General features: G+C 71.0%; 22 protein-coding genes. 14 read left to right on the forward strand and 8 right to left on the reverse strand.

Annotation, left to right across the window (positions count from 1 at the left end; translation table 11 throughout):
- Positions 1-246: 246 nt before the first annotated feature.
- Positions 247-2,019: a DEDD exonuclease domain-containing protein gene (locus ACQBAT_RS05860; protein ID WP_420746083.1), complete on the reverse strand. Its 1,773-nt coding sequence runs from the start codon at positions 2,017-2,019 to the stop codon at positions 247-249.
- A 125-nt stretch (positions 2,020-2,144) separates the two neighbouring features.
- Here ACQBAT_RS05860 and ACQBAT_RS05865 point away from each other — a divergent pair, with 125 nt between their 5' ends.
- The gene (locus tag ACQBAT_RS05865; RefSeq protein WP_420746082.1) at positions 2,145-2,471 is read left to right on the forward strand and encodes a hypothetical protein; all 327 of its coding nucleotides are present in this window, start codon (positions 2,145-2,147) and stop codon (positions 2,469-2,471) included.
- A gap of 79 nt (positions 2,472-2,550) precedes the next feature.
- Here the strand turns inward: ACQBAT_RS05865 and ACQBAT_RS05870 are convergent, their stop codons facing one another.
- Positions 2,551-4,353 carry an AMP-dependent synthetase/ligase gene (locus ACQBAT_RS05870; protein WP_420746081.1) on the reverse strand — a complete coding sequence of 601 codons (1,803 nt, stop codon included), beginning with the start codon at positions 4,351-4,353 and terminating at the stop codon, positions 2,551-2,553.
- A gap of 112 nt (positions 4,354-4,465) precedes the next feature.
- Here ACQBAT_RS05870 and ACQBAT_RS05875 point away from each other — a divergent pair, with 112 nt between their 5' ends.
- Genes ACQBAT_RS05875 through ACQBAT_RS05885 form a run of 3 tightly spaced genes read left to right on the forward strand, consistent with a single transcriptional unit; the run spans position 4,466 to position 7,198 of the window.
- Complete coding sequence (locus ACQBAT_RS05875) at positions 4,466-5,428, forward strand: ROK family glucokinase (RefSeq protein WP_420746080.1); 963 nt, start codon at positions 4,466-4,468, stop codon at positions 5,426-5,428.
- A 37-nt stretch (positions 5,429-5,465) separates the two neighbouring features.
- A complete protein-coding gene (locus tag ACQBAT_RS05880; protein WP_420746079.1) occupies positions 5,466-6,458 on the forward strand; it encodes an ROK family glucokinase in 993 nt (330 codons plus the stop codon).
- A 29-nt stretch (positions 6,459-6,487) separates the two neighbouring features.
- Entirely contained in the window at positions 6,488-7,198 is a 711-nt protein-coding gene (locus ACQBAT_RS05885) for an endonuclease/exonuclease/phosphatase family protein (RefSeq protein WP_420746078.1), read from the forward strand.
- A gap of 81 nt (positions 7,199-7,279) precedes the next feature.
- Here the strand turns inward: ACQBAT_RS05885 and ACQBAT_RS05890 are convergent, their stop codons facing one another.
- On the reverse strand, positions 7,280-7,675 hold the full coding sequence (locus tag ACQBAT_RS05890) for a hypothetical protein (RefSeq protein ID WP_420746077.1): 396 nt from the start codon (positions 7,673-7,675) through the stop codon (positions 7,280-7,282).
- 43 nt (positions 7,676-7,718) lie between these two features.
- Here ACQBAT_RS05890 and ACQBAT_RS05895 point away from each other — a divergent pair, with 43 nt between their 5' ends.
- From ACQBAT_RS05895 to ACQBAT_RS05910, 4 genes are read left to right on the forward strand one after another with little or no spacing between them, the layout of a single operon-like run.
- On the forward strand, positions 7,719-8,435 hold the full coding sequence (locus tag ACQBAT_RS05895; protein WP_420746076.1) for a lysophospholipid acyltransferase family protein: 717 nt from the start codon (positions 7,719-7,721) through the stop codon (positions 8,433-8,435).
- A 49-nt stretch (positions 8,436-8,484) separates the two neighbouring features.
- On the forward strand, positions 8,485-9,858 hold the full coding sequence (locus tag ACQBAT_RS05900; protein ID WP_420746205.1) for a class II 3-deoxy-7-phosphoheptulonate synthase: 1,374 nt from the start codon (positions 8,485-8,487) through the stop codon (positions 9,856-9,858).
- Entirely contained in the window at positions 9,859-10,923 is a 1,065-nt protein-coding gene (locus ACQBAT_RS05905; protein WP_420746075.1) for a threonine aldolase family protein, read from the forward strand.
- Positions 10,920-11,522, forward strand: coding sequence for a molybdopterin-dependent oxidoreductase (locus ACQBAT_RS05910; RefSeq protein WP_420746074.1), 603 nt, complete (start codon positions 10,920-10,922; stop codon positions 11,520-11,522). Before ACQBAT_RS05905 ends, ACQBAT_RS05910 begins: the two co-directional genes overlap by 4 nt.
- A gap of 24 nt (positions 11,523-11,546) precedes the next feature.
- Here the strand turns inward: ACQBAT_RS05910 and pknB are convergent, their stop codons facing one another.
- Complete coding sequence (gene pknB / locus ACQBAT_RS05915) at positions 11,547-13,601, reverse strand: Stk1 family PASTA domain-containing Ser/Thr kinase (protein WP_420746073.1); 2,055 nt, start codon at positions 13,599-13,601, stop codon at positions 11,547-11,549.
- Positions 13,602-13,672: 71 nt separating this feature from the next.
- Positions 13,673-15,073, reverse strand: coding sequence for a LysM peptidoglycan-binding domain-containing protein (locus ACQBAT_RS05920; protein ID WP_420746072.1), 1,401 nt, complete (start codon positions 15,071-15,073; stop codon positions 13,673-13,675).
- Positions 15,074-15,285: 212 nt separating this feature from the next.
- Between ACQBAT_RS05920 and ACQBAT_RS05925 the strand changes: the two genes are divergently transcribed.
- Positions 15,286-15,786 carry an Rv2175c family DNA-binding protein gene (locus ACQBAT_RS05925; protein WP_420746071.1) on the forward strand — a complete coding sequence of 167 codons (501 nt, stop codon included), beginning with the start codon at positions 15,286-15,288 and terminating at the stop codon, positions 15,784-15,786.
- 140 nt (positions 15,787-15,926) lie between these two features.
- Here the strand turns inward: ACQBAT_RS05925 and ACQBAT_RS05930 are convergent, their stop codons facing one another.
- Positions 15,927-17,018, reverse strand: coding sequence for a polyprenyl synthetase family protein (locus tag ACQBAT_RS05930; RefSeq protein WP_420746070.1), 1,092 nt, complete (start codon positions 17,016-17,018; stop codon positions 15,927-15,929).
- Between the two features lie 326 nt (positions 17,019-17,344).
- On the opposite strand from ACQBAT_RS05930, the gene ACQBAT_RS05935 reads away from it, so the two are divergent.
- From ACQBAT_RS05935 to ACQBAT_RS05955, 5 genes are all read left to right on the forward strand, one after another.
- Positions 17,345-17,668 (forward strand): DUF6504 family protein, encoded by a 324-nt coding sequence (locus tag ACQBAT_RS05935; RefSeq protein WP_420746069.1) that lies wholly within the window; start codon positions 17,345-17,347, stop codon positions 17,666-17,668.
- 93 nt (positions 17,669-17,761) lie between these two features.
- A complete protein-coding gene (locus tag ACQBAT_RS05940) occupies positions 17,762-18,247 on the forward strand; it encodes an SAV_6107 family HEPN domain-containing protein (protein ID WP_420746068.1) in 486 nt (161 codons plus the stop codon).
- A 33-nt stretch (positions 18,248-18,280) separates the two neighbouring features.
- A complete protein-coding gene (locus ACQBAT_RS05945) occupies positions 18,281-22,324 on the forward strand; it encodes a DNA polymerase III subunit alpha (RefSeq protein WP_420746067.1) in 4,044 nt (1,347 codons plus the stop codon).
- Entirely contained in the window at positions 22,291-23,583 is a 1,293-nt protein-coding gene (dinB, locus tag ACQBAT_RS05950; protein WP_420746066.1) for a DNA polymerase IV, read from the forward strand. The genes ACQBAT_RS05945 and dinB overlap by 34 nt, the downstream gene beginning before the upstream one ends.
- 61 nt (positions 23,584-23,644) lie before the next feature.
- Positions 23,645-24,094, forward strand: coding sequence for a DUF3040 domain-containing protein (locus ACQBAT_RS05955; protein ID WP_420746065.1), 450 nt, complete (start codon positions 23,645-23,647; stop codon positions 24,092-24,094).
- A gap of 121 nt (positions 24,095-24,215) precedes the next feature.
- On the opposite strand, the gene ACQBAT_RS05960 is transcribed toward ACQBAT_RS05955, so the two are convergent.
- A complete protein-coding gene (locus ACQBAT_RS05960; RefSeq protein ID WP_420746064.1) occupies positions 24,216-24,698 on the reverse strand; it encodes a DUF456 domain-containing protein in 483 nt (160 codons plus the stop codon).
- Between the two features lie 176 nt (positions 24,699-24,874).
- Positions 24,875-25,090 (reverse strand): DUF7455 domain-containing protein, encoded by a 216-nt coding sequence (locus tag ACQBAT_RS05965; RefSeq protein ID WP_420746063.1) that lies wholly within the window; start codon positions 25,088-25,090, stop codon positions 24,875-24,877.
- Positions 25,091-25,119 lie beyond the last annotated feature (29 nt).

Raw genomic sequence — 25,119 nt, forward strand, 5'->3', positions numbered from 1 at the left:
CAGTTGTGTTTAGTTTTGAAGTGTTTTTCGCGTTTGACCGTTCAAGTGGCGTGCGGTCATCTCGGGGTGCTCTAGAGTCCTGCGCATGAGCAGGGGTAATTGAGCGTTGGAGCACATGGCTCCACGAATTTGCGTCCCGCGAGCGGTGCCTCGTGTGTGGCGATCGGTCCGCCCCGGCGGGCGAGTCGTGCTGTGCTAATTGCGCGAGCCGCTGGGCCTGGTAAAACTCGCCAACGACCACGATGGTCAGGCGTTGACCGCTCCTGCCGGGCGGTCCCAGGCGCGAGGAATGGGCGCCAGGGGCTCCATCTCGGACCAGGTGGCTGCCTGCGGTTCAAGTTCGTAGCGACTCGCTCCCGCACCGTCCACCGGGCAGGTCCACGTCCCCTCGAGGTCGACGAGCCGGACCCCGGGTGACTCCAGCCACTTCAGGATGAGCTCGGTCTCCTCGGAGAGCACCGATGAGTCCTGGCCGACCCCTGGCGCAGCCACGACCTCGGCGGTCTGTCGCAGCGAAGCGATCACCGGCAGGGGGTCGGTGCGTGGTGGCACCACGGCGGTGCCGGCCAACCGGCCGTGGCGCACGACGACGATCTCCCAGCCGCCGGACTCCGGGCGCCGCGCGGCAATCAGCTCGGCGGCCTCGCGCAGCGGACGAAGACGCTGACTCCTCGCCGCCGCCCGGACCAGCGTCATCATGCGGTCGCGCAATGTGGCCGCTTCCTCGAAGCGTTCTTGGTCGGCCAACACGTCAAGGCGACTGCGCAGCGCGGCGACGACCTCGCGCGAGCTGCCGCTGAGCGCCTGCGCGGCCTGATCCGCGACCTGTGAGTAGTCCTCCATGCTCTGAGCCCCGATGCAGGGGGCACCGCACCTGCCGAGTTCGAAGAGCACGCATGCTGATCCGCCGACACCCTGCGTTGCCAGACGCTTGGACAACCGAGGGGTGCACTGGCGCAGGGGGATGACCTCCTGGATCGCGGTCACGGCGGACTCAGCACGGCGCCGACTGGCGAAGGGACCGGCGTAGTGCGCGCCATCGCCCTTGATGCTGCGGACAATCGACAGACGGGGAAAGGCCTCGTCCGTGAGACGGACCCACACCGACTTCTCCGGGAAGCGGGATCGTCGGTTGTAGCGCGGCTTGTGTTCAGCGATGAGACGGAGCTCGCGCACCGCGGCTTCCAAGGGACTGGCGCAGACGATCGGGGTGATGGACTCGGCGATGCCGACCATCTCGGACATCCGCCGTCGAGTCTCCGCCGCCGTGAAATAGCTCATCGTGCGCCGCCGCAGATCGGTCGCCGTCCCCACATAGAGCGGTTCGCCCCGCGCGTCCTTGAAGATGTACACCCCCGGTGCTGACGGCATCGCCTCGGCCAGGAAGCGCTTGCGCCGCTGAGCCGTGCTCACCCTCGAGCTGTAGGAGGTCAACTCCTCCAGGGTGTGCACACCGAGGTTGCCGACCCGCTCGATGAGCCCGTGCAGCACGTCCACCGTCGCGCGGGCGTCATGCAGCGCCCGGTGGTCCGGCGTGGTTGCTGCGCCGAAGAGTCGGGCGAGGCTGGCCAGCTTGTGGTTGGGTGCTTCGTCCTTGTGCACCAGCTGGCGGGCCAGGCGAACGGTGTCGAGCACCGGGAAGCCGGGCCAGGCCTGTCCGGTCTCTGCCGCCGCGGCCTTGAGGAAGGAGATGTCGAAGCCCGCGTTGTGGGCGACGAGCACCGACCCGGCAGCGAACTCCAGAAATTGCGGCATGACGGTCCTGATGCCGGGAGCCTGCGCCACCATGGCGTTCGTGATGCCGGTCAGCACCGTGATGAAGGGCGGGATCGGGGTGCTGGGTCGGACCAGGGTCTGAAACTCACCGATCACCTGGCCGCCCCTGACCTTGACCGCGCCGACCTCGGTGATCTGCGATCCCGACGGTGATCCGCCCGTGGTCTCGAGGTCGACGACGACGAAGGTGACATCGGACAGGGCGATCCCCAGATCCTCGAACGTCTCCTGCACCATCTGCATGTCCCTGACGTTAGATGCGGCCACCGACAGACCCGGAGGGACAGGCCGCATCGCCGGGGAAAGAGGGCACAGGATCAGGTCTGTCGGTGCTCACCTCTACCGTCGCTGACAAGGAGGTGGAAGACATGACCACGAACCACTCGAACAATCAGTACGGACCCTCGATGCTCACCATCGACTGCGACAGCTGCCCGGTGCGTGGGCGGATGTGCGGAGACTGCTTCGTCCCCGTCCTCGCCAAGGTGTGGCTCTCCGACCCAGTGCCTCGACGCGCCGAGGAGACGGTGGAGGCAGAGCGTCCAGCACCCGGCCCAGTGGTGCCGGGTGAACCCCTCACCAGCGACGAGCTGGCGGCGGTCGGGAGCTTCGTCCGGGCTGGCCTGGTCGACCCCGCCGAGGTGGCTCGGCTGAGGGCCGAGGTCACGCGCTCGGCTGGCTACGCAGCAGGCTGACTCGCCGGGACCCCTCGCTGACAGGGGTCCTGTATGCCGTGGTGCTCAGCGTCGCGGTGACAGTCAGCGACGCCTGCGGTCACCCGCGCGGGCGGTTGTAGATCGCGTTGATCCGGTCCTGGAGCGCGTCAGTGACGCGGCTGCGCTTGAGCTTCATGGACGGGGTGAGCAGGCCGTTGTCGATGGTGAAGTCGCTGTCCAGGACCTCGAAGGCGCGGATGGACTCGGCCCGGCTCACGGTGCGGTTCGCGGCGTCCACCGCCTGCTGGATCTCGGCGCGGACGGCCTCGTCGGTCGTGGCCGCGTCGAGCGAGAGCCCGGACAGCCCGCGCCCGGCCGCCCACACCGGCAGCATCTCGGCGTCCAGCGTAATCAGCGCCGCCACGAACGGCCGCCCCTCGCCGACCACCATGCACTGGGAGATGAGCGGGTGCGCCCGCAGTTCGTCCTCCAGCGGTCCGGGGGAGACGTTCTTCCCACCGGCGGTGACCAGGATCTCCTTGGTCCTGCCTGTGATCGTGAGGAACCCATCGGCGTCGAGTCGACCCAGGTCTCCCGTGCGGAACCAACCGTCCTCGTCCAAGGCCTCGGCGGTCGCCTCCGGATTGCCGAAGTAGCCCTGCATCACGTTGATCCCGCGGACCGCGATCTCGCCGTCGTCGTCCACGCGGACCGACACACCCGGCAGCGGACGGCCGACCGTGCCGATCCGGATCATGTCGGGGGCGTTCACGGTCGCCGGGGCCGTGGTCTCGGTCAGCCCATAGCCCTCCAGCACGACCAGGCCGATGCCGCGGAAGAAGTGGCCGAGGCGCTCGCCGAGAGCGGCGCCGCCGGAGATCGCGTACGTCACCTCACCGCCCATCGCCTGGCGCAGCTTGCTGTAGACCAGCCGGTCGGCCACCGCGTGCTGGGCCCGCAGCGCCACGCCGACGCGTCCCTTTTCCAGACCGCGGCTGTAGTCCCGAGCAACCTTGGCCGCCCAGCGGAAGATCTTCCCCCGCCCCGCACCTTCGGCCTTCTGCTCCGCCGAGTTGTAGATCTTCTCGAAGACCCGTGGCACCGATAGCAGGAAGGTCGGGCGGAAGGCGGCCAGGTCATCCAGCACCGTCCGGGGGTCGGGCGTGTGCCCGACGCGGGCACCCGCATGCACCGCCACGACCTGCAGGAAGCGCGCGAAGACGTGCGCCATCGGCAGGAACAACAGGGTCGACGCACCGGGCACCCGCACGACATCGGTCAGCCGCTCCGCCGCGTTCTCGGACAGCGCCATGAAGTTGTCGTGGGTGAGTTCGCAGCCCTTGGGGCGGCCGGTGGTCCCCGAGGTGTAGATGATCGTCGCCAGATCGGCACGGCTGACGGTCGTGCGTCGTGCGTGCACGACGTCCTCGGGCACATCCGCACCAGCAGCCGTCAGCTCGGCGATCGCGCCGGCGTCGATCTGCCAGACGTCACGCAGGGCTGGCAGTTCCTCCCGCAGGGTGGCCGTGAGCGCCATCAGCGCCTGATCCTCGACGAACATCGCCACCGCACCGGAGTCCTGCAGGATCCAGGCGACCTGGTCCCGGGAGGAGGTCTCGTAGACCGGCACCGGGACGGCACCCACCGACCAGAGCGCGAAGTCGGCCACCATCCACTCCAGGCGCGTCCGGCTCATGATCGCCACCCGGTCACCGCTCTCCACCCCGGCGGCCACCAGCCCGCGGGCCAGGCCCAGGACCTGCGCCGCCACCTCGGCGGCCGTCAGGTCCTGCCAGCCCCCGTCAGCCGGGACGCTCACCAGCGGCCGGGAGGGTTCCTGCTCTGCCCAGCCGACCAGGTAGTCGGCGATATTGCCCTCGGCGGTGGAGGGAACGAGGTGGGGCACGGCGACGACGGTCACAAGGACTCCAGGGCAGGGAGGGCACGACAGGGCGGCAACACGATACCCATCGACGGGGAGGGGAGCATGGAGCATGGAGCACGGGGCACGGAGCACGGCATACTGACTGACCATGAGCGTGTGTGTCGGTGTCGACATCGGTGGGACCAAGATCGCCGCCAGCGCGGTGTCCGGGGATGGGCGCATCCTGCAACGGGCACGGAGGGAGACCCCCGCCCAGGACCCTGACCTGATCGAGCACGCGGTCGCCGACCTCGTGCGCGAGCTTGATGGTGCGGTACGCACGATGGGGGAGCGGGTTCAAGGGGTGGGGGTCGCCTGTGCTGGCTTCATCGACCGGGCCGGCGAGAACGTGATGTTCGCCCCCAACCTGGCCTGGCGGGACGAACCGCTGAAGGCCAACCTGGAGAACCTCATCGACCTGCCCGTCGCCCTGGAGAACGACGCCAACGCGGCAGCGTGGGGCGAGTTCCGGTTCGGCGCCGCCCAGGACGTCGAGGACCTGCTGATGATCACCCTGGGGACCGGGATCGGCGGCGGCATCGTCATCGATGGCGAGCTGCTCCGCGGAGCACACGGCATGGGTGCCGAGGTCGGCCACCTGCGCGTCGTCCCCGACGGGCATCGCTGCGGATGCGGCAACAAGGGCTGCTGGGAGGCCTACGCCTCCGGGACCGCGCTGGTCCGCGAGGCCCGCGCCATGATGGTCGCCGGCAGCCCGCACGCGGCCACCCTCGTCGAGATGTGCGGGGGCGAGCCGACGAAGCTGGTGGGCGCCATGATCACCGAGGCCGCCCAGCAGGGCGACGTCGCCGGGATCGAGCTGCTCGACGACGTCGGCCGCTGGACCGGGGAGGCGCTCGCCAGCCTGGCCGCGGTGCTCGACCCCGCGCTCATCGTGATCGGCGGCGGGGTCAGCCAGGCCGGGGACCTCGTGCTCGAGCCCGCTCGCTCCGCCTTCGCCCGTCAACTCACCGGCCGCGGTCACCGCGACGTCACCCCGCTCGTGCAGGCGCAGCTGGGCAATGACGCCGGGATGGTCGGCGCCGCGGATCTCGCCGCCCGCCGTGCCTGACGACCCCGACGTGACTGCCCCCGACGACGCTCCTGGCTTGACCGCACCCACCATCGGCGTCGATGTCGGCGGCACCCGGATCAAGGCTGGCGTGCTGGATGCGGCTGGCCAGATCCTGGACCGCCTCACCCGCCCGACGGAGCCGCTCGCGGCGGACGCCGAGGACGCGATCGTGGCCGTGGTCGAGGACCTCATCGCCCGCCATCGCGGGCGCCTTGAGGGTGCGGCTGCCCCCAACGGGGGCGACATCCAGGACATCGCCGCCGTCGGCATCGGCGCCGCTGGTTTTGTGGACGCCGCTCGCGGCGTGGTGGTCTTCGCGCCGCACCTGTCCTGGCGCGACGAACCCTTGCGGGAGCGCATCGCCTCCCGCCTCTCGTTGCCGGTGGTCGTCGACAACGACGCCAACGCGGCCTGCTGGGCCGAGCACCTGCACGGCGCCGGGCGCGGGGCCGCCCACCTCGTGATGGTCACCCTCGGCACCGGGATCGGCGGCGCCCACCTCGTCGACGGCGAACTGCGCCGGGGCCAGCACGGGCTCGCCGGCGAATACGGCCACCTGCTGCTCGTCCCCGACGGCCGCGCCTGCGAGTGCGGCAACACCGGCTGCTGGGAGCAGTACGCCTCGGGCACGGTGATGCGCCGCCGCGCCCAGGAGGTCGTCCGCCGAGGAGGTGTGTATGCCGAACGCCTCCGTCAGGCCTGCGACGGCCAGCCCGAGCGGCTCGAGGGGGAGGACGTGACGCGACTGGCGCGCGCGGGGGACCCCGCCAGCGTGGAGCTGCTCGCCGAGGTCGGGCGCTGGCTCGGCCTGGGCCTGGCGAACCTGGCCGCGGCGCTCGACCCGGGTGCCTTCGTGGTCGGGGGCGGGGCCAGCGAGGCGGGCGACCTGCTGCTCGAGCCGGCCCGCGCTGCCCTCGCGCGCCAGCTCGCCGGTCGCGGTCATCGGCCGGTGCCTCCCGTCTACGCGGCCCACCTCGGTGTCGACGCCGGCCTGGTCGGAGCGGCCCAGCTGGCCCGCGTCGGCTGAGCCCGCACCGCGTGAGTGAGAATGGGAGCATGCCCGACAGCTCGACCAGCAAGCCCCTGCGCATCGCCAGTTATAACCTGCGCGGCCTCAAGGATGACGCCGCGACCGCTGCGTCCGTGGTGCGGGCCATCGACCCCGATGTGTTGCTGCTGCAGGAGGTGCCGCGCTACCCGGGATCGGACTACGCCATCACCGATTTCGCGCGGGAGTGCGGGCTGCTGTGGTCGGGGCGCACCCGGTTCGTCTCGGGGACCTCGCTGATGAGCCACCTACGGGTGCACTCGGGGGAGTCGCAGGACCGCAGACTCCCCGTGGGACTGCGGGAGAACCCGCGCAGCTACACCGTCTCCCGCGTCCGCCGAGCTGGTGGTCTGGGCGTCACGGTCGTCTCGATCCACCTGTCGCTGCGCTCCGAGCAGCGCGTCGAGCACATCACCACGGCGCTGCGTGAGCTCGCGGAGGACCCGCGGATCCCTGCCGATGAGCCACTCGTCGTGGGCGGCGACCTCAACGAGAACGAGGAAGGGGCCGCCTGGCGGCTGCTCGCCGGCGAACTGGTGGAGGTCAGCGACGACCGCCCGACCTTTCCTGCCAAGGCCCCCCGCAACCGGATCGACGCGATCTTCTCCCGCGGCCACGTGACCGCGACGCCGGGTGATCCGAGCGTGCTGGAGGGTCTCGACCTCGCGGCGGCGACCGATCACCTCCCGGTGTGGGTGGACCTGACGTTCCCGTCCTGACGTTCCGGTCCTGACGTCCCGTCCTGATGTCTCGGCGGTCTCGGTCACCTTGCAGCGGCGCCCAGCCAGGGCTGGTCAGGTCTACACCTGCGCGCCCCAGTCCCCGTCCGGCTGACGGTTGCGGGGGAGTCGCAGCACCAGCAGCACGAAGCCGATGATGATCAGCAGCCCACCCACCAGCGACCACCCGCGGTCCAGGATCGGGAAGACCGCCGAGACCAGCACAAGCAGCAGGCCCCCGGCCAGCCCGATCGTGATCGCCCAGAAGTGGAGGTCTCCGGCGGGCAACGGCGGCGTCGGCGGCGGGACGAAGTGATCGTCCTCCGCCAGCTCAGGTGCCTCGTAGGACCGATGGGCCGACGCCATACCGTCCTGGGTCCCCGGCCCGAGCCGCATGCCGTCGACGATGTCGTGGAACTGCCGATCGACATCCTCGCCGTCGTCGGGCTCCTGAGGGGAAGGGGGCGGCGCGGTCACGATCTCCATCCTCGCACGGCTCCGCACCGGTAGAGTCTGCGCCGTGATCTACTCGATCCTCAAGCACTTCGTCGTCGGGCCGCCGGTGCGCCTGGCCTTTCGCCCGCGGGTGGAAGGGCTGCACCACATCCCCGAGCACGGTGCCGCGATCCTGGCGAGCAACCACCTGAGTTTCTCGGACTCCATCTTCCTGCCGCTCGTGGTCAAGCGCCGGATCACCTTCCCGGCCAAGGCGGAGTACTTCACCGGTAAGGGGATCAAGGGCTGGTTGTCCAAGACCTTCTTCACCGTGACCGGCCAGATCCCGATCGACCGCTCCGGCGGCGCCGCCTCGATGGCCGCCCTGGAGAAGGGGCTGGAGGTGCTGCGCCGCGGCGAGCTCTTCGGGATCTATCCCGAGGGCACCCGCAGCCCCGACGGCCGCCTCTACCGCGGCAAGACCGGCATCGCCCGCATGGCGCTGGAGGCCAATGTCCCGATCATCCCGTGCGCGATGATCGACACCGACAAGGCCCAGCCCACCGGCCAGAAGATTCCCAACCTGGTCCGCGTCGGCGTCAAGATCGGCGCCCCGCTGTCCTACCCCGAGCTCGCCGGTCGCACCGACGACCACCTGGTGCTGCGCCAGATCACCGATGAGGTGATGAGTTCGCTCCAGCGTCTCTCCGGCCAGGAGTATGTCGACGAGTACGCCGCCGACGTCAAGAAGCGGTTGGAGGCGGAGAAGAAGGGCGCCGCCTCGGGCGAGGACGCTTCCTGAGCACCCGTCCGGACCATCCCGGCGCGCGGCCTACGATAGATCGGTGACCATCGACACCACCGGCAGCCGAACCGAGAGCCTCCCAGGCGCGGTCTCCGACATCGTGTGGCCGGACCTGCCCGCCAAGCAGCAGCCGAGTTATGACCCGGCCGAGCTGGCGCCGGTCCTGACCACGCTGGCCACCTTCCCGCCGCTGGTCTTCGCCGGCGAGTGCGACCTGCTGCGCGACCGGATGGCCGCGGTCAGCCAGGGCAAGGCCTTCGCGCTCCAGGGCGGCGACTGCGCCGAGACCCTCGCCGACGTCACCGGCCCCAACATCCGTGACCGCATCAAGACCATCCTGCAGATGGCCGTCGTCCTCACCTACGGCGCCGGGATGCCGATCGTCAAGGTCGGCCGGATGGCCGGCCAGTTCGCCAAGCCACGCAGCAGCGACACCGAGACCCGCGACGGCGTCACGCTGCCGGCCTACCGCGGCGACCTCGTCAACGGCTTCGAGTTCACCGAGGAGTCGCGCCGCCACGACCCGCAGCGCCTGCTGCGCGCCTACCACGCCAGCTCGGCCACCCTGAACCTCGTGCGCGGCTTCACCAGCGGTGGCTTCGCCGACCTGCGCAGCGTGCACGCCTGGAACAAGGGTTTCCTGCGCGGTCCCGCCCAGGCCCGTTACGAGCAGATGGCCCACCAGATCGACCGCGCCGTCCGCTTCCTGGAGGCTTCCGGCGTCGCCGACGCCGAGGAGATGCGCCGCGTTGAGTTCTTCTCCGCGCACGAGGCGCTGGTTCTGGACTACGAGCGCCCGATGGTCCGCCGCGACCACCGCACCGGCCTGCTCTACGACACCGCGAGCCACTTCGTCTGGGTCGGCGAGCGCACCCGCGACCTCGACGGCGCCCACATCGACTTCGTCTCCCGGGTGCACAACCCGGTCGGGATCAAGGTCGGCCCCACAGCCGACCGCGACACCCTGCTCCGCCTGATCGACAAGGTCGACCCCGAGCGAGAGCCGGGCCGCCTGACCTTCATCACCCGGATGGGTGCAGGCACCATCCGGGACGTGCTGCCCGCCCTCCTCACCTCCCTCGGCGATGAGGCCCGCCGCGTCAGCTGGGTCTGTGACCCCATGCACGGCAATACCTTCACCTCCCCGAGCGGCCACAAGACCCGCCGCTTCGAGGACGTCGTCGAGGAGGTCCGCGGCTTCTTCGACGCGCATGCCGAGGCCGGCACCCACCCCGGCGGCGTGCACGTCGAGCTGACCGGCAATGACGTCACCGAGTGCGTCGGCGGCACCGCCGCCGGCATCGACCTGGACGACCTCGGCCTGCGCTACGAGACCCTGTGCGACCCCAGGCTCAACCACCAGCAGAGCCTGGAACTGGCCTTCCTGGTCGCCGAGATGCTGGAGCGGAGCGGCAGCTAGATGTCGCTGGTCGCCGACCTGCGCTCGGACACCCTCACCCGCCCGACGCGGGCGATGCGGGAAGCGATGCTGGACGCTGCCGTCGGGGACGATGTCTACGCCGAGGACCCGACCGTCGCGGTGCTGGAGCAGCGCGTCGCCGACCTGCTCGGTCACGAGGCGGCGCTGTTCTTCCCCACCGGGTCGATGGCCAACCAGGTCGGCCTGCGTCTGCACGCCGGGCCGGGGCAGGAGATCATCACCGACCACCTCGCGCACGTCCTGCGCGCCGAGTTGGGTGCCGCCGCGGCGCTGTCCGGTATCAGCACCCGCAGCTGGGTCGCCGAGCGGGGCCAGCTCGACGTCGACACCGCGCTCGCGGTCATGGTCCCTGACGGTGGCGCCTACCAGGTCAGCACCGCCTGCGTCGTCGTCGAGAACACCCACAATTTCGGCGGCGGCACCATCCAGCCGATCGAGGACCTCCGTCGCCTCCGCGACGCCACCTCCGAGGTAGGCGTCGGCGTCCACCTCGACGGCGCCCGCCTGTGGAACGCGCACGTCGCCACCGGGGTCCCGCTCAGCGACTACGGGGCCAGCGCGGACACCGTCTCGGTCTGCCTCAGCAAGGGCCTCGGTGCCCCCGTGGGTTCTCTGCTCGTCGCCTCCGCGGAGCGCATCGACCGGGCCCGCGTATGGCGCAAACGCTTCGGTGGCGGGATGCGCCAGGTCGGGATCCTGGCGGCCGCAGGCCTGCACGCCCTCGACCACCACCTCGACCGGTTGGCGCAGGACCACGCCAGGACGCGGCATACGGGACAGCGGGTTGCCGAAGTTGCACCCGGGGTGGTCGACCCCGCGAACGTGCACACGAACATCCTCGTCCTGGACGTCGGCGCAGCCGGCTGGTCCGCGCCGGACCTGATCGCGGCGGCGGGGGAGCGTGGGGTGCGCGGCTACCCGACCGGGCCCTGGCACGCGCGTTTCGTGTGGCACCTGGACATCGACGACGCGATGACCGAGCACGCGGGCGAGGTCCTCGCCGACCTGCTCGCCCACCGGGACCGGGGCGGCGAGCCGGCATGAGCCAGCCCGCCGGCACCCCCTCGGAGCCGGACCCCGACCTGCCGCCCGGACAGCGGCCGGCGCGGGTGTGGCGCGCGTCGACCTACGGGAAGGTGCCGCGCCTGTCCCTGGAGACCTGGCGGCTGACGCTGGCCGGCGCCACCCGCGACGGCGGGATGCACGTGCTCGATCACCCCGCGCTCACCGAGCTCCCGCAGGTGGAGGTCCCGGCTGCGCTGCACTGCGTCGACCGCCGGTCGGTGACCGGCCTGACCTGGGCCGGGGTGCGCCTGCACGACCTGATCGAGCTGGCCCCGCCCGCGCCCGGCGCCGAGCACGTGCTCCTCGCCGCCGCCCGGGGGTATGCCGCCGCCGTTCACCTCGGCGACGCCCTCCACCCGGACGCGCTGATCGCCACCCACGTCGACGGTGAGCCGCTCACGCCCGAGCACGGCTGGCCGGCCCGGGTGGTGCTGCCGCATCTCTACGGCTTCAAGGGACCCAAGTGGATCGTCGAGGTGACTTATCACCACGAGCGACCGCAGGGCTATTGGGAGCGGCGCGGCTACCACCCGCGCGGGCGGGTCGCGCACGAGGAGCGCTGGTCCCACCAGGGGTGAGCGGGCCCGGTCTGAGCCGAGGGCTCACACCACCTCGAGCACGATCTCGGTGCCGCGCGGCACCATCTCGCCCGGCTCGATCGACTGCGAGCGCACCGAGCCGAAGAAGCCGCCGCGCACGTCATCGCGGGTGACCACGAGGCCCAGGTCGGTCAGCTCCTGCTCCACGGCGCTGAACTGCCGGCCCACCACCTGCGGGATCTCGACCAGCTCGGGACCATCGGAGATCACCAGGCGCACGGTGCTCCCGGCCTCGACCTCACCGGGGGTCGGGTCCTGGCTGACCACCGAACCCTCCGGGACCTCCTCGTCGGACACCCGCTGCGGGTCGATCTCGACGGTGAGGCCGAGCCGGCTGAGTTCGCCGGTCGCCTGGGCCTCGGTGGAGCCGACGACATTGGGCAGGCCGACCGGGGCGAGTCCGTCGCTGACCCAGACCTGCACCGCCGTCCCCGGCGGCACCTGGGCGCCGACCTCGGGGTCGCTGCGGATGATCTGGCCGGCCGGGATCGTCTCGTGGTGTTCGGTGTGCTGCTCGCCGAGGCTCAGTTGGTTGTCGCGCAACAGGTCCACCGCGTCACCGGGGGTGACCCCGTCGAGGCGAGGGACGGCATACCTCTCGGGGCCCTGGGAGAGTTCCATGGTGACGTCGGTGCCGTGGCGGAGCACGGCGCCGGGTTCGTAGTCGGCGCTGATCACCGTGTCGGCGGGGACGTCCTCGGAGTAGACCGGGGTGAAGAAGGCGTCCAGCTCCTTGCGGTCCAGCGCCTCGCGCGCCTCGACCTGGGTGAGCCCGGCGACTGGCGGCATCTCGGAGTGCACGGCGGGGCCCTCGGTGAGGTACCAGAAGCCGTAGCCGCCGCCAGCCAGGAGGGCGAGCAGGAGCAGGCCGATGATCCAGCCGCCGATGCCGCGACGACGGGCCGGGCGAGGCGCCGGTGGGGCGGGACGGCGGGCGGGGGATCGGTTGCCGGTGGTGCGCGCGTAACCTCCTGGGGCGGCTGGGGACGACGCCCGTCCCGGTATGCCGTCGCGCACCGGCAGCGCGCGCGTGGCCGTGGCGCCGGACTGGCTGGAGTGGTCGGTGTGGCCGGTGTGGCCGGTGGAGCCGGAGTGGCGGGTGTGCTGGTGCGGGGTGCCGACGGGGACGACCTGGGTGCGGTCGCCGTCGACCTGCACCGGGATGGTCTCGTCGCCGCCGGGGAGCGCGTCGAGGTCGGTGTCGGAGAGCTCCAGGCGCAGGGTGCGCAGGTCGTGGAGCAGCTCGGTGGCGTCCTGGGGGCGGTCGTCAGGCTCGACCGCGCCGGCCCGCAGGATCAGCTGCTCGACGGCGCGGGGGACGGTGGGTGCCAGCTCGCGGGCGTGGGGGACGCCGCCGTGGACATGCTCGTAGGCGACGCGGACGGGGTCCTCGCCCGGGAAGGCCTTGCGCCCGGTGACCAGTTCGAAGAGGAGCAGGGCCACGGCATACACATCCGTGCGGGGATCGGAGGTCTGCCCGTCGATCTGCTCGGGGGCGAGATAGGCGGCGGTCGCCCAGAGCATCTCGGTGGTGACGCTGGCCACGCCCTCCATCCGGGCCAGGCCGAAGTCGGCGACCTTGACGATGGGGTCGGTGCGGGGGTGAGGGGTGCCGAGCAGGACGTTCTCGGGCTTGACGTCGCGGTGGACCATGCCGGCCGCGTGCGCGGCGGCGAGCGCCTCGGTGACGGGGAGGAGGAGGTCGAGGGCCTGGCGGGTGGACAGCGGTGCGCGGGTGCGGATGACGTCGCGCAGGGTCTGGCCCTCGACCAACTCCATCGCCAGGTAGACGCAGCCGTCGTCCTCGCCCTGGTCGTAGACGCTGACGATGTGCGGGTGCTGCAGCCGGGCGGCGGCGCGGGCCTCGTGGACGAAGCGGCGCACGAAGGTCTCGTCGCGGGCGAGGTCGGCGCGCATCACCTTGAGCGCGACCGGTCGATCCAGGCGCAGGTCCTGGGCTCGGTAGACGGTCGCCATGCCGCCCCGGGCGAGCTCGGAGTCGATCTGGTAGCGGCCGTCGAGAACCCGGCCGCTCCACAGATCCTGCGAGCCGCTCACCCGGCCACTCTACGAAGCGGGGCCCGCCGATCGTGGGAGGTGGGCCGGTCTGCCGGGGAGCGGGCTGCGGATCACATCCGGCGCATGAGCGACTTGATGTTGGCGACGTAGCGCTGGGTGTCGGCGAACAGGCCGTACTGGCGGACGCTGCCCAGGCCCTGGTAGTAGCCGCCGATCGCGTGGTCGCCGCTGGCTGCGGAGGCCTGGAGGGCCTTCATGATCACCACGCCGGCCTCGACATTGTCGGCCGGGTCCAGCAGGTTGAGCTGGCGGCCGACCAGGTTGGAGGCCCACTGGCCCGAGGAGGGGATGACCTGCATGGCGCCGATGGCGTTGGCGGGGGAGACCGCCCGCTGGTTCCAGCCCGACTCCTGGAAGGACAGGGCCAGCATCAGGCGGTGGTCGACGCCGTGCTTCTTGCTGGCGTCGACGATCAACTGCTTGATCTGGGCCTGGCTGGGGGCGCTGACGCTGGCCAGGTGCGCGCGGTTGGCGGCGGCGGCCCGGGCGATGGCGTTGCTGTAGGTGTAGTGCAGGAAGGTGTTCGGCACGTTCTGACCGACCAGCATGTTGCCGATGTTGTGCTCGTCATAGGGGCGGGTCAGGTTGCCGCTGGAGGGGGTGCGGTTGCCGGAGTTCGAGCCGCCCGAGGTGGAGCTGCCGGAGCCGGAGTTGCCGGAGTTTGAGCTGCCCGAGGTGGAGCTGCCGGCGCCGGGGATGGTCAGGCGCTGGCCGGGGAAGATGAAGGAGCCGGCGTTGATGCCGCTGGCGCGCGCGATGGCGGCGACCGTGGTGTTGTGCCGGGAAGCGATGCCGGACAGGGTGTCGCCGGAGCGGACGGTGTACGAGCGGGTGGAGCTGCTCGTGCTGTTGTTGTTGTTGCTCGAGGAGGCGTTGTTCGAGGAGTTCGAGTTGGTCGGGCTCGGGGTGCTCGGGGCCGGGGTGCTGGCGGCGCCAGGCAGGCGGAGCACCTGACCGGGGTGGATGAACGCCCCGGCGCGCAGGTTGTTGGCCTGCTGCAGCGCGCGCACGGTGGTGTTGTTGCGGATCGCGATGTGCGACAGCGTGTCTCCGGCCCGCACGGTGACCGTACGGGCGGATGGGGTGGCCGTGGGCCGGTTGGTGTTCGAGGTGCTGGGAGTGCTCGGAGCCGGCGTTGATGTGCGGCTGGTCGAGGGAGCCGGAACGGCCGGGACGTTGCTGCCCGAGGCGCCCGGGATGCTCAGCACCTGGCCCGGCATGATCCAGCGGCCGTTGTCACGCAGGCCGTTGGCGCGGACGATCGCCTGCGGCGAGACGCGGTACTGCGCAGCGATGCCGTAGACGGTGTCACCGGAACGGACAGTGTGCGTTCCCTGGGTGCGGGTGGCCAGCAGCTCCACGGTGTGCAACGCCGGCGGCTGCAGGACCATCGAGGGGAGTTCGGCGGGGGGCAGAGCAGCAGCAGGAAGTGCGGCGAGCAGGGGGATCACGTAGGTCCTCCGGGACAGGGCAGGGGCGGTCGTTCGGTCAGGTCGCGCGGTGGGCACTGAGCACCGTGGTGCTGGGGGACATGCCCGTTCCTCCTGGGACGTCTGGCGCGAGGGATGAACCGGACAACCTGTGAGGCAGGTGGGACGTTACCCGCTGGTTTCGCGAAGCGCCACCTTTTGGGCGTGTCGCTTCATGTGATTGACTAGAAGATGTGGTAAATGACGCCGATGTAATTCAGCCCGACGATGCCTCTGGCTCCCTCGACGCCCAGGGTTCGGGTGCTAAGGGTCTGGATGCCCAGGATGCGGGTGCCCAGGATGCGGGCGCCCAGGATGCGCGGGCCAAGGATGCGGGCGCCCAGGATCTGGATGCCCAGGTCGAGGAGTGGTGGGCCGTCCCCGACATCGTGGAGCGCACCGGGGTGCGTCTCACGGAGGTCAAGCGCTGGCTCCAGGAGCGGGAGGTCGTCGGGGTCCGGCGTGGCCCCAACAACGCGGTGATGGTGCCCGCGAGCTTCTTCGACGACGAGGGCCCGCTGCACCCCCTGCGTGGCACCATCACGGTGCTCGCGGACAACGGGCTGACCGATCCCGAGATCATCGAATGGCTCCATGAGGCCGACGACACCCTTCAGGGTGGCAGCGCGATCGCCTCACTCCGCTCGGGCAACAAGACCGAGGTGCGCCGACGCGCTCAGGAGCAGGCCTTCTAGGCGCGCGGCCGTCTGACCCCTCCCGCTGTGAATGCCCCCATCTGGTGCGCTCTCGCGCCCCAGAGCGTCTCAACCAGGGGCACTCACAGGGACTCTCGACGGGTTCGTCTTCGTCAGGTCTGGCGCCGGGTTCATCCTCGTCAGGTCTGGCGCCGGGTGCAGATCTCGATCAGCGCCTCCAGGGCGGCGCGTCCCTCTGCGGTGAGCTCCGAGGCGTCGGCCAGAGCCGTGCGGGCCTGGTCAGCGCCGGCGGTGATCATCGCCTCCGTGCGTTCCAACGCCCCGGACGCCGCGAGCACCTCGCGGCACGCCTGCACGGTGGGCTCGTCCAGGTCGGGATCGCCGAGGCTCGCGGAGATCAGCTCGGCGCCCTCGGCGTCGGCCAGCTCCAGCGCGTGCGCGATGAGGGCAGTGTGCTTGCCCTCGCGCAGGTCATCGCCGGCCGGCTTGCCGGTGTGCTCAGGGTCGCCGTAGACCCCCAGCACGTCGTCGCGGAGCTGGAAGGCCTCGCCGAGCGCGGTGCCGTAATCAGTCAGGGCGCGCACCGTCTGCTCACCTGCCCCTGCGGCCAAGGCGCCGATGAGGAGCGGCTGACCGACGGAATACTGGGCGCTCTTGTAGCGGATCACGGTGCGGCACCGCTCGAGCCGCTCCTCGTAGGCCAGGTCGGCCCAGCCGACTGCGCCCTCGAGCATGTCGAGGTACTGGCCGCCCATGAGTTGGGTGCGCATGCGGTCGAACTCGGGGCGGGCGCGCTCGAGCGCGTCGGCCGGTAGTCCGCTCCTGGTGAAGACCTCATCGGTCCAGTTCAGGCAGAGGTCACCGGCGAGGATGGCGGCGGCGTGGCCGAAGCGCTCGGGGTCGCCGCTCCAGCTCTGACGCTGGTGCTCGGCGGTGAAACTGCGGTGCGCGGTGGGGCGCCCGCGCCGCAGGTCGCTGTTGTCCATGACGTCGTCGTGGAGGAGGGCGGCGGCCTGGAAGATCTCCATCGAGCTGGCGGCGCGGATGGCTGCGTCATCATCCGGTCCGCCGAGCGCCCGCCAGCCCCAGTAGAGGAAGGCGGCGCGCAGTCGCTTGCCGCCGGTGAGCAGGTCGGCGACGGCATCGACGAGGGGGCCCATCGGGGGGCCGAGCTCGGCCAGGACCTCGCGCTGGCCGGCCAGATGCTGATCCAGGGCGGCCTGGACGCGGGCGCGCAGGTCAACACCGTCCAGCGGGTGGGGGTGCGGCACGTGGGCTCCTCGTCCGGGGGGCGACAAGCGAGTCCGAAGGGGCTCCGAGGGACTCGCGATGGCGTTGCCCTGAGCGTAACCCGAGCGCGATGAGTGTCCGGCCCGGGCCATCCCCTGCGTGGCCCGGACGCGGACAACTGATCTTCATCCTGCCCTGTCGAAGCGATCGGGGCGAGAGTTATCCACAGGGGAGGGGCCGCGGTTGACACTCTGTCGGTGGTCAGTCGTACAGTTGTCTCATCGAACAGAAATTCGATATCGAGTGGTTTTCGAGTGGTTCTTTCGAGTGGCGACGACTGCTCGACAGAGTTCGAGGAGGTGGCCGCGTGCGGCGGTATCAGGACCAGGTGGAGGTCAGGTTGGGTGACCCGGGAGAGCACCGGGTGCGGTTGGAGGACGGGTGGCGTCGGGGCGCCGAGCCGGTGGTCGAGGAGGTGCCGACGCTCTTCCTCTGGCATGGCCGGGTGCACGTGGTGCGCGGGGTCCTGGCGCAGTGGACCCAGCGGCTGCCGTGGTGGCGCGACGGCGTCGATGGCCGGCTGGAGCAGGAGGTCTGGCGGGTGGAGGCGAGCGCGGGACGCAGCGCCGGCACCGGGGTCTATGAGCTGCGGAAGGGGGAGACCTGGCTCCTGGAGCGGGTCAGTGACTAGGCGGGTCAGGGCTGGAGCAGATCAGGGATTGAGCGGGTCAGTGATGGAGCAGGTCAGCGAGGGAAGCGGCATGACGATCGGAGAGGACCGGAGATGAGCACGCAGGCGATGAGCACACGGGAGATGAGCACGATGGAAGCAGACAGTGGAACGGAGGGACCGATGGGGAGCGGGCCGGTGGGCACCGTGCTCGACCTGCTCGAACGCTCCCGCGGTGGGTTGCTGCTGGCCTGCCACAGCAACAGTGCGGGCGAGCGCTACACCCTGGCGCACCTGTCGGCGCTGCGGGCTGCGGCGGCGCTCCTTGCCGCCCGCAGCGCGCCGAGCCGACGGGCACGGCCGCGCAGCGTCTGGGAGATGTTGCCCGTGGTCGCCCCGGAGCTGACCGAGTGGGCGGTCTTCTTCGCCGAGTCCGGACGACGCCGGTTGGCTCTGGAACGTGGTGCCGACCTGGTCAGCGCCCGGGATGCCGATGACCTGGTGCGCTCCGGCGAGCGCTTCCTGGAGCTGGTGCGCGGCGCGCTCCACCTGCCCTGCGGGACACCGCTGCCGGCAGAGCTGGCCCCGGTGGGTCGCTGAGTAGTGAGTAAGGGAGTAGAGAGCAGGAGGGACATGTCGAACGATGATTTCGTGCACCTGCACGTCGCTTCCAGCGCCTCGATGCGCTTCGGTGCCTCGCACCCGGCCGAGCTGGTCGAACGCGCCGCTGCCCTGGGGCAGTCCGCGCTCGCGTTGACCGACCGCGATGGCGTCTATGGCGCGGTGCGCTTCGTGCGGTCCTGCACCGAGCACGGGATCCGGCCGATCCTGGGTGTCGACCTGGCGCTGGAGGCGGGAGGGCCGGGATCTCACCTCGGCCAGTCCTCGGGCCCGCAGGACAGCCCCGCGACGCTGCGTGCTCACCCGGTCAAGGGCGGCACCCCCCACCCGATCAAGGGCGGCACCCCCCAACCGGTCAAGGGCGGCACCCTGGTCGACGACCAGCGACCGCGGGTGGTCGTGCTGGCCAGGGGGCAGCGCAGCGGGATCGAGCCTGGCGTGGGCTGGGCCCGGTTGTGCCGCCTGGTGACCCAGACCCATTTGGCGGGAGAGCGTGGGCTGCCAAGGACCCGTCCCGACTTGATCGCCAGGGCGGCAGCCCCGGTCGATGAGGTGGCGCCGGTGGTGGTGCTGCTCGGACCTGACTCCGATGTCGGGCGGGCGGTCCGCGCCGGCCACCGTGAGCGGGCGCGTCATCTCCTGCAGGCGTGGAAGCGATCGCTGCCGGCCGACGCGCTCCGTGTCGAGCTGGTCTGCCACGGCGGTCCGGAAGGGACATCGGCCAGCCTGGGCCAGGCCAGCCGGTCGTGGGCGCTCGCGCAGGAGTGCGGGGTCCCGGCCGTGCTGACCGCCGCCGTCCGGCACGCCACCCCTGAGCAGGCCCGGGTCGTCGACGTCCTCGACGCGGCCCGGCGGATGGTGGCCCTGGATGAGCGTCACCTGGACCGGGTCAGCACCGCCGGTCACCTGGCCGACACCGCGACCATGCACGCCACCGCGGCCCGGCTCGCCGAGGCCAGCGGGTCCTCCGCTCGCGCCGACGAGCTGCTGCGCGCCACCCTGGAGCTGGCTGCGCAGTGCCACCAGGACCCCCGCTCCGACCTGGGGATCGGGGCGGTCCACCTGCCCGAGCCCGAGGTCCTCGGGGTCAGTGGGATCGGTGCCGCCCACCAGACCCTCACCGAACGCTGCACCCAGGCGGTGCACACCCGCTACCCCGGCGCGGACACGGCATACCTGGGACGGATCCACCGCCGACTGGACGAGGAGCTGGGCGTGATCGCGGGCCTGGGCTACCCGACCTACTTCCTCACCGTGGCCCAGGTCTGCGACCTGATCCGCGACAACGGCGTGCGGGTGGCCGCGCGGGGCTCGGGGGCGGGCAGCCTGGTGACCTACCTGCTCGGGATCAGCGGGGTCGACCCGATGGAGCACGGGTTGCTCATGGAGCGCTTCTGCTCACCGTTGCGCGCCCAGCTGCCCGACATCGACATCGATGTGGAGTCGGCCCGCCGCACCGAGATGTATGAACGGATCCTCGAACGGTTCGGCTCCGAACGGGTCACCTGCGTCTCGATGGCCGAGACCTATCGGGTGCGGCACGCGATCCGGGACGTCGCGGCGACCCTCGGGATGCCGCCGGGGGAGATCGACGTGCTGGCCAAGGCCTTCCCGCACATCCGCGCCAAGGACGCGCGCCAGGCGATCCGGGACCTGCCCGAGCTGCGACGGCAGGGTCTGGATGCGCCGCGGATGCAGTTGCTGCTGGAGCTGGTCGAGTCGCTCGACGGGCTGCCGCGGCACATCGCGATGCACCCGTGCGGGGTGATCCTGTCCGACACCGGGCTGCTGGACCGCACGCCGGTCGAGGCGAGTTGGCTGGGCTTCCCGATGAGCCAGTTCGACAAGGACGACGTCGAGGAGCTGGGGCTGCTCAAGCTGGACGTGCTCGGCATCCGCATGCAGTCCTCGATGGCGTATGCCGTGGAAGAGATCGAGCGCGTCGACGGGGTGCGGGTCGACCTGGACGACCGGGAGGAGGTCCCGCTGGATGATCCGGACACCTATGCCCTGATCCGCTCGACCCGGACCCTGGGTTGCTTCCAGATCGAGTCGCCGGGGCAGCGTGAGCTCGTGGGCAAGTTCGGGCCGGAGAACTTCACCGACATCATCATCGACATCTCGCTGTTCCGGCCCGGGCCGGTGAAATCGGACATGATCCGGCCCTTCCTGCACGCCCGTCAGGGGTGGGGGGAGCCGGAGTACCTCCATCCCTCGCTCGTGCCCTATCTCGAGCAGACCTGCGGGGTGGTCGTCTTCCACGAGCAGGTGCTGCAGATCGTCGCCGAGACCACGGGGGTGAGCCTGGCCCAGGCCGATGAGGTGCGTCGGGCGATGGGCACCCCGGACGGTCAGCGCAAGGTCGAGTTCTGGTGGCGACAGGCGGCGGCCGACCGCGGCTACCGCGGGGAGGAGGTGGAGCGGATCTGGGAGGTGCTGGCCGCCTTCGCCTCGTTCGGTTTCTGCAAGGCGCACGCCGCGGCCTTCGCGCTGCCGACCTATCAGTCGGCCTGGCTCAAGACCCACCACACCGCGGCCTTTCTCGCCGGGGTGCTCACCCACGACCCCGGGATGTATCCCAAACGCCTCATCCTCGATGAGGCCCGGACGATGGGGGTGCACGTGCTGGGGCTGGACGTCAACGCCTCTGGCGCGACCTACCGGGTGGAGCGGGTCGAGGGAGATGAGATGGAGGATTCCGATGCTGCGATCGGACAGGGCGGTCTCGGCGCGAGCACTGTCGGACCGGGTGCGGGCAGGACGGGTGCCCATGCTGTGGGGGTGCCAGGTGTTCCGGACGATGTCGATGAGGTGATGGCGCAGGTCGAACGCCGGGCCGGTGGCTATGGGATCCGCCTCTCACTGGCCGACGTCAAGGGCATCAGCGAGGACGAGGTCTCCCGGATCGTGGCCGGTCAGCCCTATGGCTCGCTGGGTGACCTGTGGCAACGGGCCCGACCCAGCCGTCCGGCTGCCGAGCGGCTGGTGCTCGCCGGTGGGCTGGACGCCCTGCACCGGGTCGGCCGGGAGCGGATCGGCGGCCGGACAGGCGGGCAGCGAGGAGCTGACGGGCGCCCCGAGCTGACCCGGCGCGACCTGTTGCTGCACGTCCGCGAGCTGGACCGCTGGACCCGACATGCCAGCACCGGTGCGGGACGTAGCCGGGCCGGACGACGGGTCCCGCCCCCGGTGCTGGGCACGGGCGCTGGTTCTGGTGGTGCCGAGGTGAGGGCGGCTGGCGCTGAGCAGGGTGCCCTACCCCTCGTCGGCGAGGGCGAGATCGCGGCCCGCACCCGTTCCCAGGCCATGGGCCGCCGATCCTGGCACGCCCAGGACCCAGTCGGTACCCAGCTGGCTCTGGAGCTCGGTGACGAACCGACCCCGATCGGCAGCGGGCTGCCCGAGATGACGGTGGCCGAGCAGCTCCAGGCCGAGCTCGAGGTGCTAGGGATGGACGTCAGCCAGCATGTCGTCGCCGGGTATGCCCCGATGCTGGAGGCGCTGGGCACCACCCGGTCCCGCGACCTGCTCTCCCGCCGCAACGCCTCGGAGGTGCTGGTGGCCGGGGCCAAGGTCGCCACCCAGACCCCGCCGGTGCGCTCGGGCCGCCGCGTCGTCTTCCTCACCCTCGATGACGGCACCGGCCCGGTCGATGCCACCTTCTTCGAGGATGTCCAAGGACCTTTCGCCACGACGGTTTTCCACTCCTGGCTGCTCCTCGTCCGCGGGGTCGTGCGCCGCACCGGACCGCGCGGGTTGTCCATCCGCGCGACCGGTGCCTGGGAGCTGGGCGGGTTGTCCGCAGCCTGGGAGCACGGTGGGGTGGAAGAGGTGCGGGCCGCGATGGCGGCCGTCGAGGACCAGGCCAGGCTGCGGCATACGGAATCGGAGGAGCTGGCCAGGGCGCAGGACGACGCCCAGGGTGGGCGCCGGGTGCTCGTGCACGCCTCCGGCTTCCGCCAGTCGCCCTATGCCGACACCCGCCCGGCCGGCGGCGACGTGCGCCACGCGGGGAGCAAGCTGTGGCACTCCAGCCCGGGGAGCTCTGGATGGTGACCGAGGACCTGACCGTCCTGCACGTGGACATGGACGCCTTCTACGCCTCGGTCTCGTTGCTCGCCCACCCCGAGCTGCTCGGGCACCCCGTCGTCGTCGGGGGCGGGTGGCGCAGCGTGGTGCTGTCGGCGACCTACGAGGCCCGCGCGTATGGCGTGCGCTCCGGGATGCCGATGGCGACCGCCCGCCGGTTGTGTCCGCCGGCGGTGGTGGTGCGGCCGGACTTCGACGCCTACGCCCGCGTCTCGGACGGGGTGATGGCCGTGTTCGCCGAGGTCAGCCCCACGGTCGAGCCGGTCTCGATGGAGGAGGCCTTCCTCGACGTCGCCGCCACCGGGCGGCAGTGGGGCAGCCCGGCCAGGATCGGCCAGTGGCTCCGGGACACGATCGCCGACGAGCAGCGGATCACCTGCTCGGTCGGCATCGGCCCCACCAAGGCGGTGGCCAAGATGGCCTCTCGCGCGGCCAAACCGGACGGGATGCGGGTGGTGCCGCGTGCCTCGGTGGTGCCCTTCCTGCACCCGCTTCCCGTCGGGTCGCTGTGGGGGGTGGGGGAGTCCACCGAGGCCGAGCTGCACCGCCTCGGGCTGCGCACCGTGGCCCAGGTGGCGCACACCCCGCTCGGCACCCTGCAGCGGGCGCTGGGGGAGCACTCCGCCGCCCGCCTGCACGCGCTGGCCTGGGGACACGACGACGACCCGGTGCAGCCGACGCGCACCGAGCGCAGCGTGGGATCCTCGCAGACCTTCGAGCACGATGTCGACGACCCGGACGTGATCCGTCGCCAGCTGCTCCACCTCGCCGAGCGCACCTGCAGCCGGATGCGGCACGGCGGGGTGCTCGGTCGTACTGTGGTGCTCACCGTCCGGTTCTCCGACTTCACCACGATCACCCGGTCGCGGACGATCAAGGTGCCCACCGACGTCACCAGGGACGTGCACGCCACCGCCTGTGCTCTGTATGCCGCTCTCGGGCTCCAGCGGGCCCGTGTCCGATTGCTCGGGGTGCGGGTCGAAGGGATCAGCGAGGCGGAGCAGACGCTGCTCCAGGGACGTCTGGACGAGCCGGAGCACGGGTGGCGGGAAGCTGAACGTGCGATGGATCGGGCGGCGGCCAGATTCGGTGAGTATGCCGTGCGACCAGCGAGTCTGTTGCGTGAGCGGCACCATCGGACCGGCTTCGGGCTGCCTCATCGACATCCCTCCGAGCAACGAGTGGGAACTCCCGCTAGTGCTTCGCGCGTTGGGGACATATCCTAGGGACCACCAGATCCCCCCGTCGAGGATCGACGGGCGCCGCCAGCCACCCCGGGAGGTCATCGTGCCGCTCTCCGAACACGAGCAGCGTGTCCTCGAGCAGATGGAGCAGGCCCTCTACGCCGAGGACCCCCGACTGGCGAGCACGCTCAAGACCAATCAGACCGGCTCCGGCCTGGACCGTCGCCGCCTCGCGCTCGGCGTCCTCGTCGCGCTCGCTGGCCTGGGCCTGGTCCTCACCGGCGTCATGACCCAGATGATCTGGGTCGGCGGGATCGGCTTCCTCGCCCTCGTCGGCGGTGGTGTGTGGGCGGCGACGCCCAGCCGCCACGGCAAGGCCAAGCTCCGCTCGGTCGGCGGTAGCGGCTCCGGGGGCAAGGGCGGCAAGGGCGGACCCGGCGGTGGGGGCGGCGGACGCGGCCCCGGCAAGGGCCCGAAGGCACCTGGCCCCAGTGGCGGTTTCATGCAGCGCATGGAGCAGCAGTGGGACCGCCGCAAGGAGCAGGGCTTCTAGCGGGATAACTCGCACGGCGCCTGGCTTCTCACGGGCGGGCTCAACTCAGCAGCGACCAGGCTCTCCGGATGTCCGGAGGGCCTTTCGCGTGCTCAGGGCAAAGGCGCGGTCCTGCGCGTCCTCAGGCGATGAAGAGCACCGTCACCGCCCACGCGGCGATGATGAAGAAGGCCGTCACCAGCTCGATCAGGATGTTCATCCCGACCGCGCGCAGCGCGTGCTGGGTGGCGCGCCACGCCTCGATCCGGTCCCGGGAGCGGACCAGGGAGACCAGGAAGATCCCGAGCGGGAAGCCGATGAACAGCCCCACCACCGGGATCACGAAGGCCATCACGATCGCGGTCACCACGCCGGCGAGCAAGGTGCTGGTGCGCACCCCCGCCCGCTTCATCCGCTTGCCCGGGATCGCCCACTGCAGCACCGAGCCGGCCAGATAGAGCGCAGCGACGATGCCGAAGAGCACCCACCCGGTCGTCGAACCGGCATCGATCGCCCACAGCAGCACCGAGGCGACGATCAGCAGCAGACCGGGCAGCACCGGGAAGACGATGCCCAGCAGCCCGAAGACCATCAGCAGGGCCACCAGGACCTCGAGCGCGCTCATGGCGCTCAGTGTGCCAGCCCGCCGCCCTCATCCTGGACAGCCCGCACCTGGGGGAGAAACGACATACGGGGGACAGCGCACCGAACCCGCCCTGCGCGAGGCGCTGGGGCGGGTCCGGGTGCAGTGACGCAGGCCGAGCCTGCTCGGGCATCCTGGCGGATGACCCGGCGGCCGACTCAGATGGTCGGCGTCTCCTCGGCGTGCAACCGGTGCGTCTCGTCGAGGATGTCGATGTCCTCGAGGTGACGCAGCTTGTCCAGGTGCGCGCGACCGTGGTGCGCGCAGAAGTGCAGCTCAAGACCGTCGGCGAGACGGGCTCGGACGTAGGCCTGGGCGCCACAGCGGTCGCAGCGGTCGGAGGCAGTCAGTTCGGGGGTGAGAGTGGCGTTCACGGTCGGGTCTCCTCTCGGTGCTCCTGGCG

This window comes from Ornithinimicrobium pulveris (assembly GCF_050261105.1).
Taxonomy (GTDB): domain Bacteria; phylum Actinomycetota; class Actinomycetes; order Actinomycetales; family Dermatophilaceae; genus Ornithinicoccus.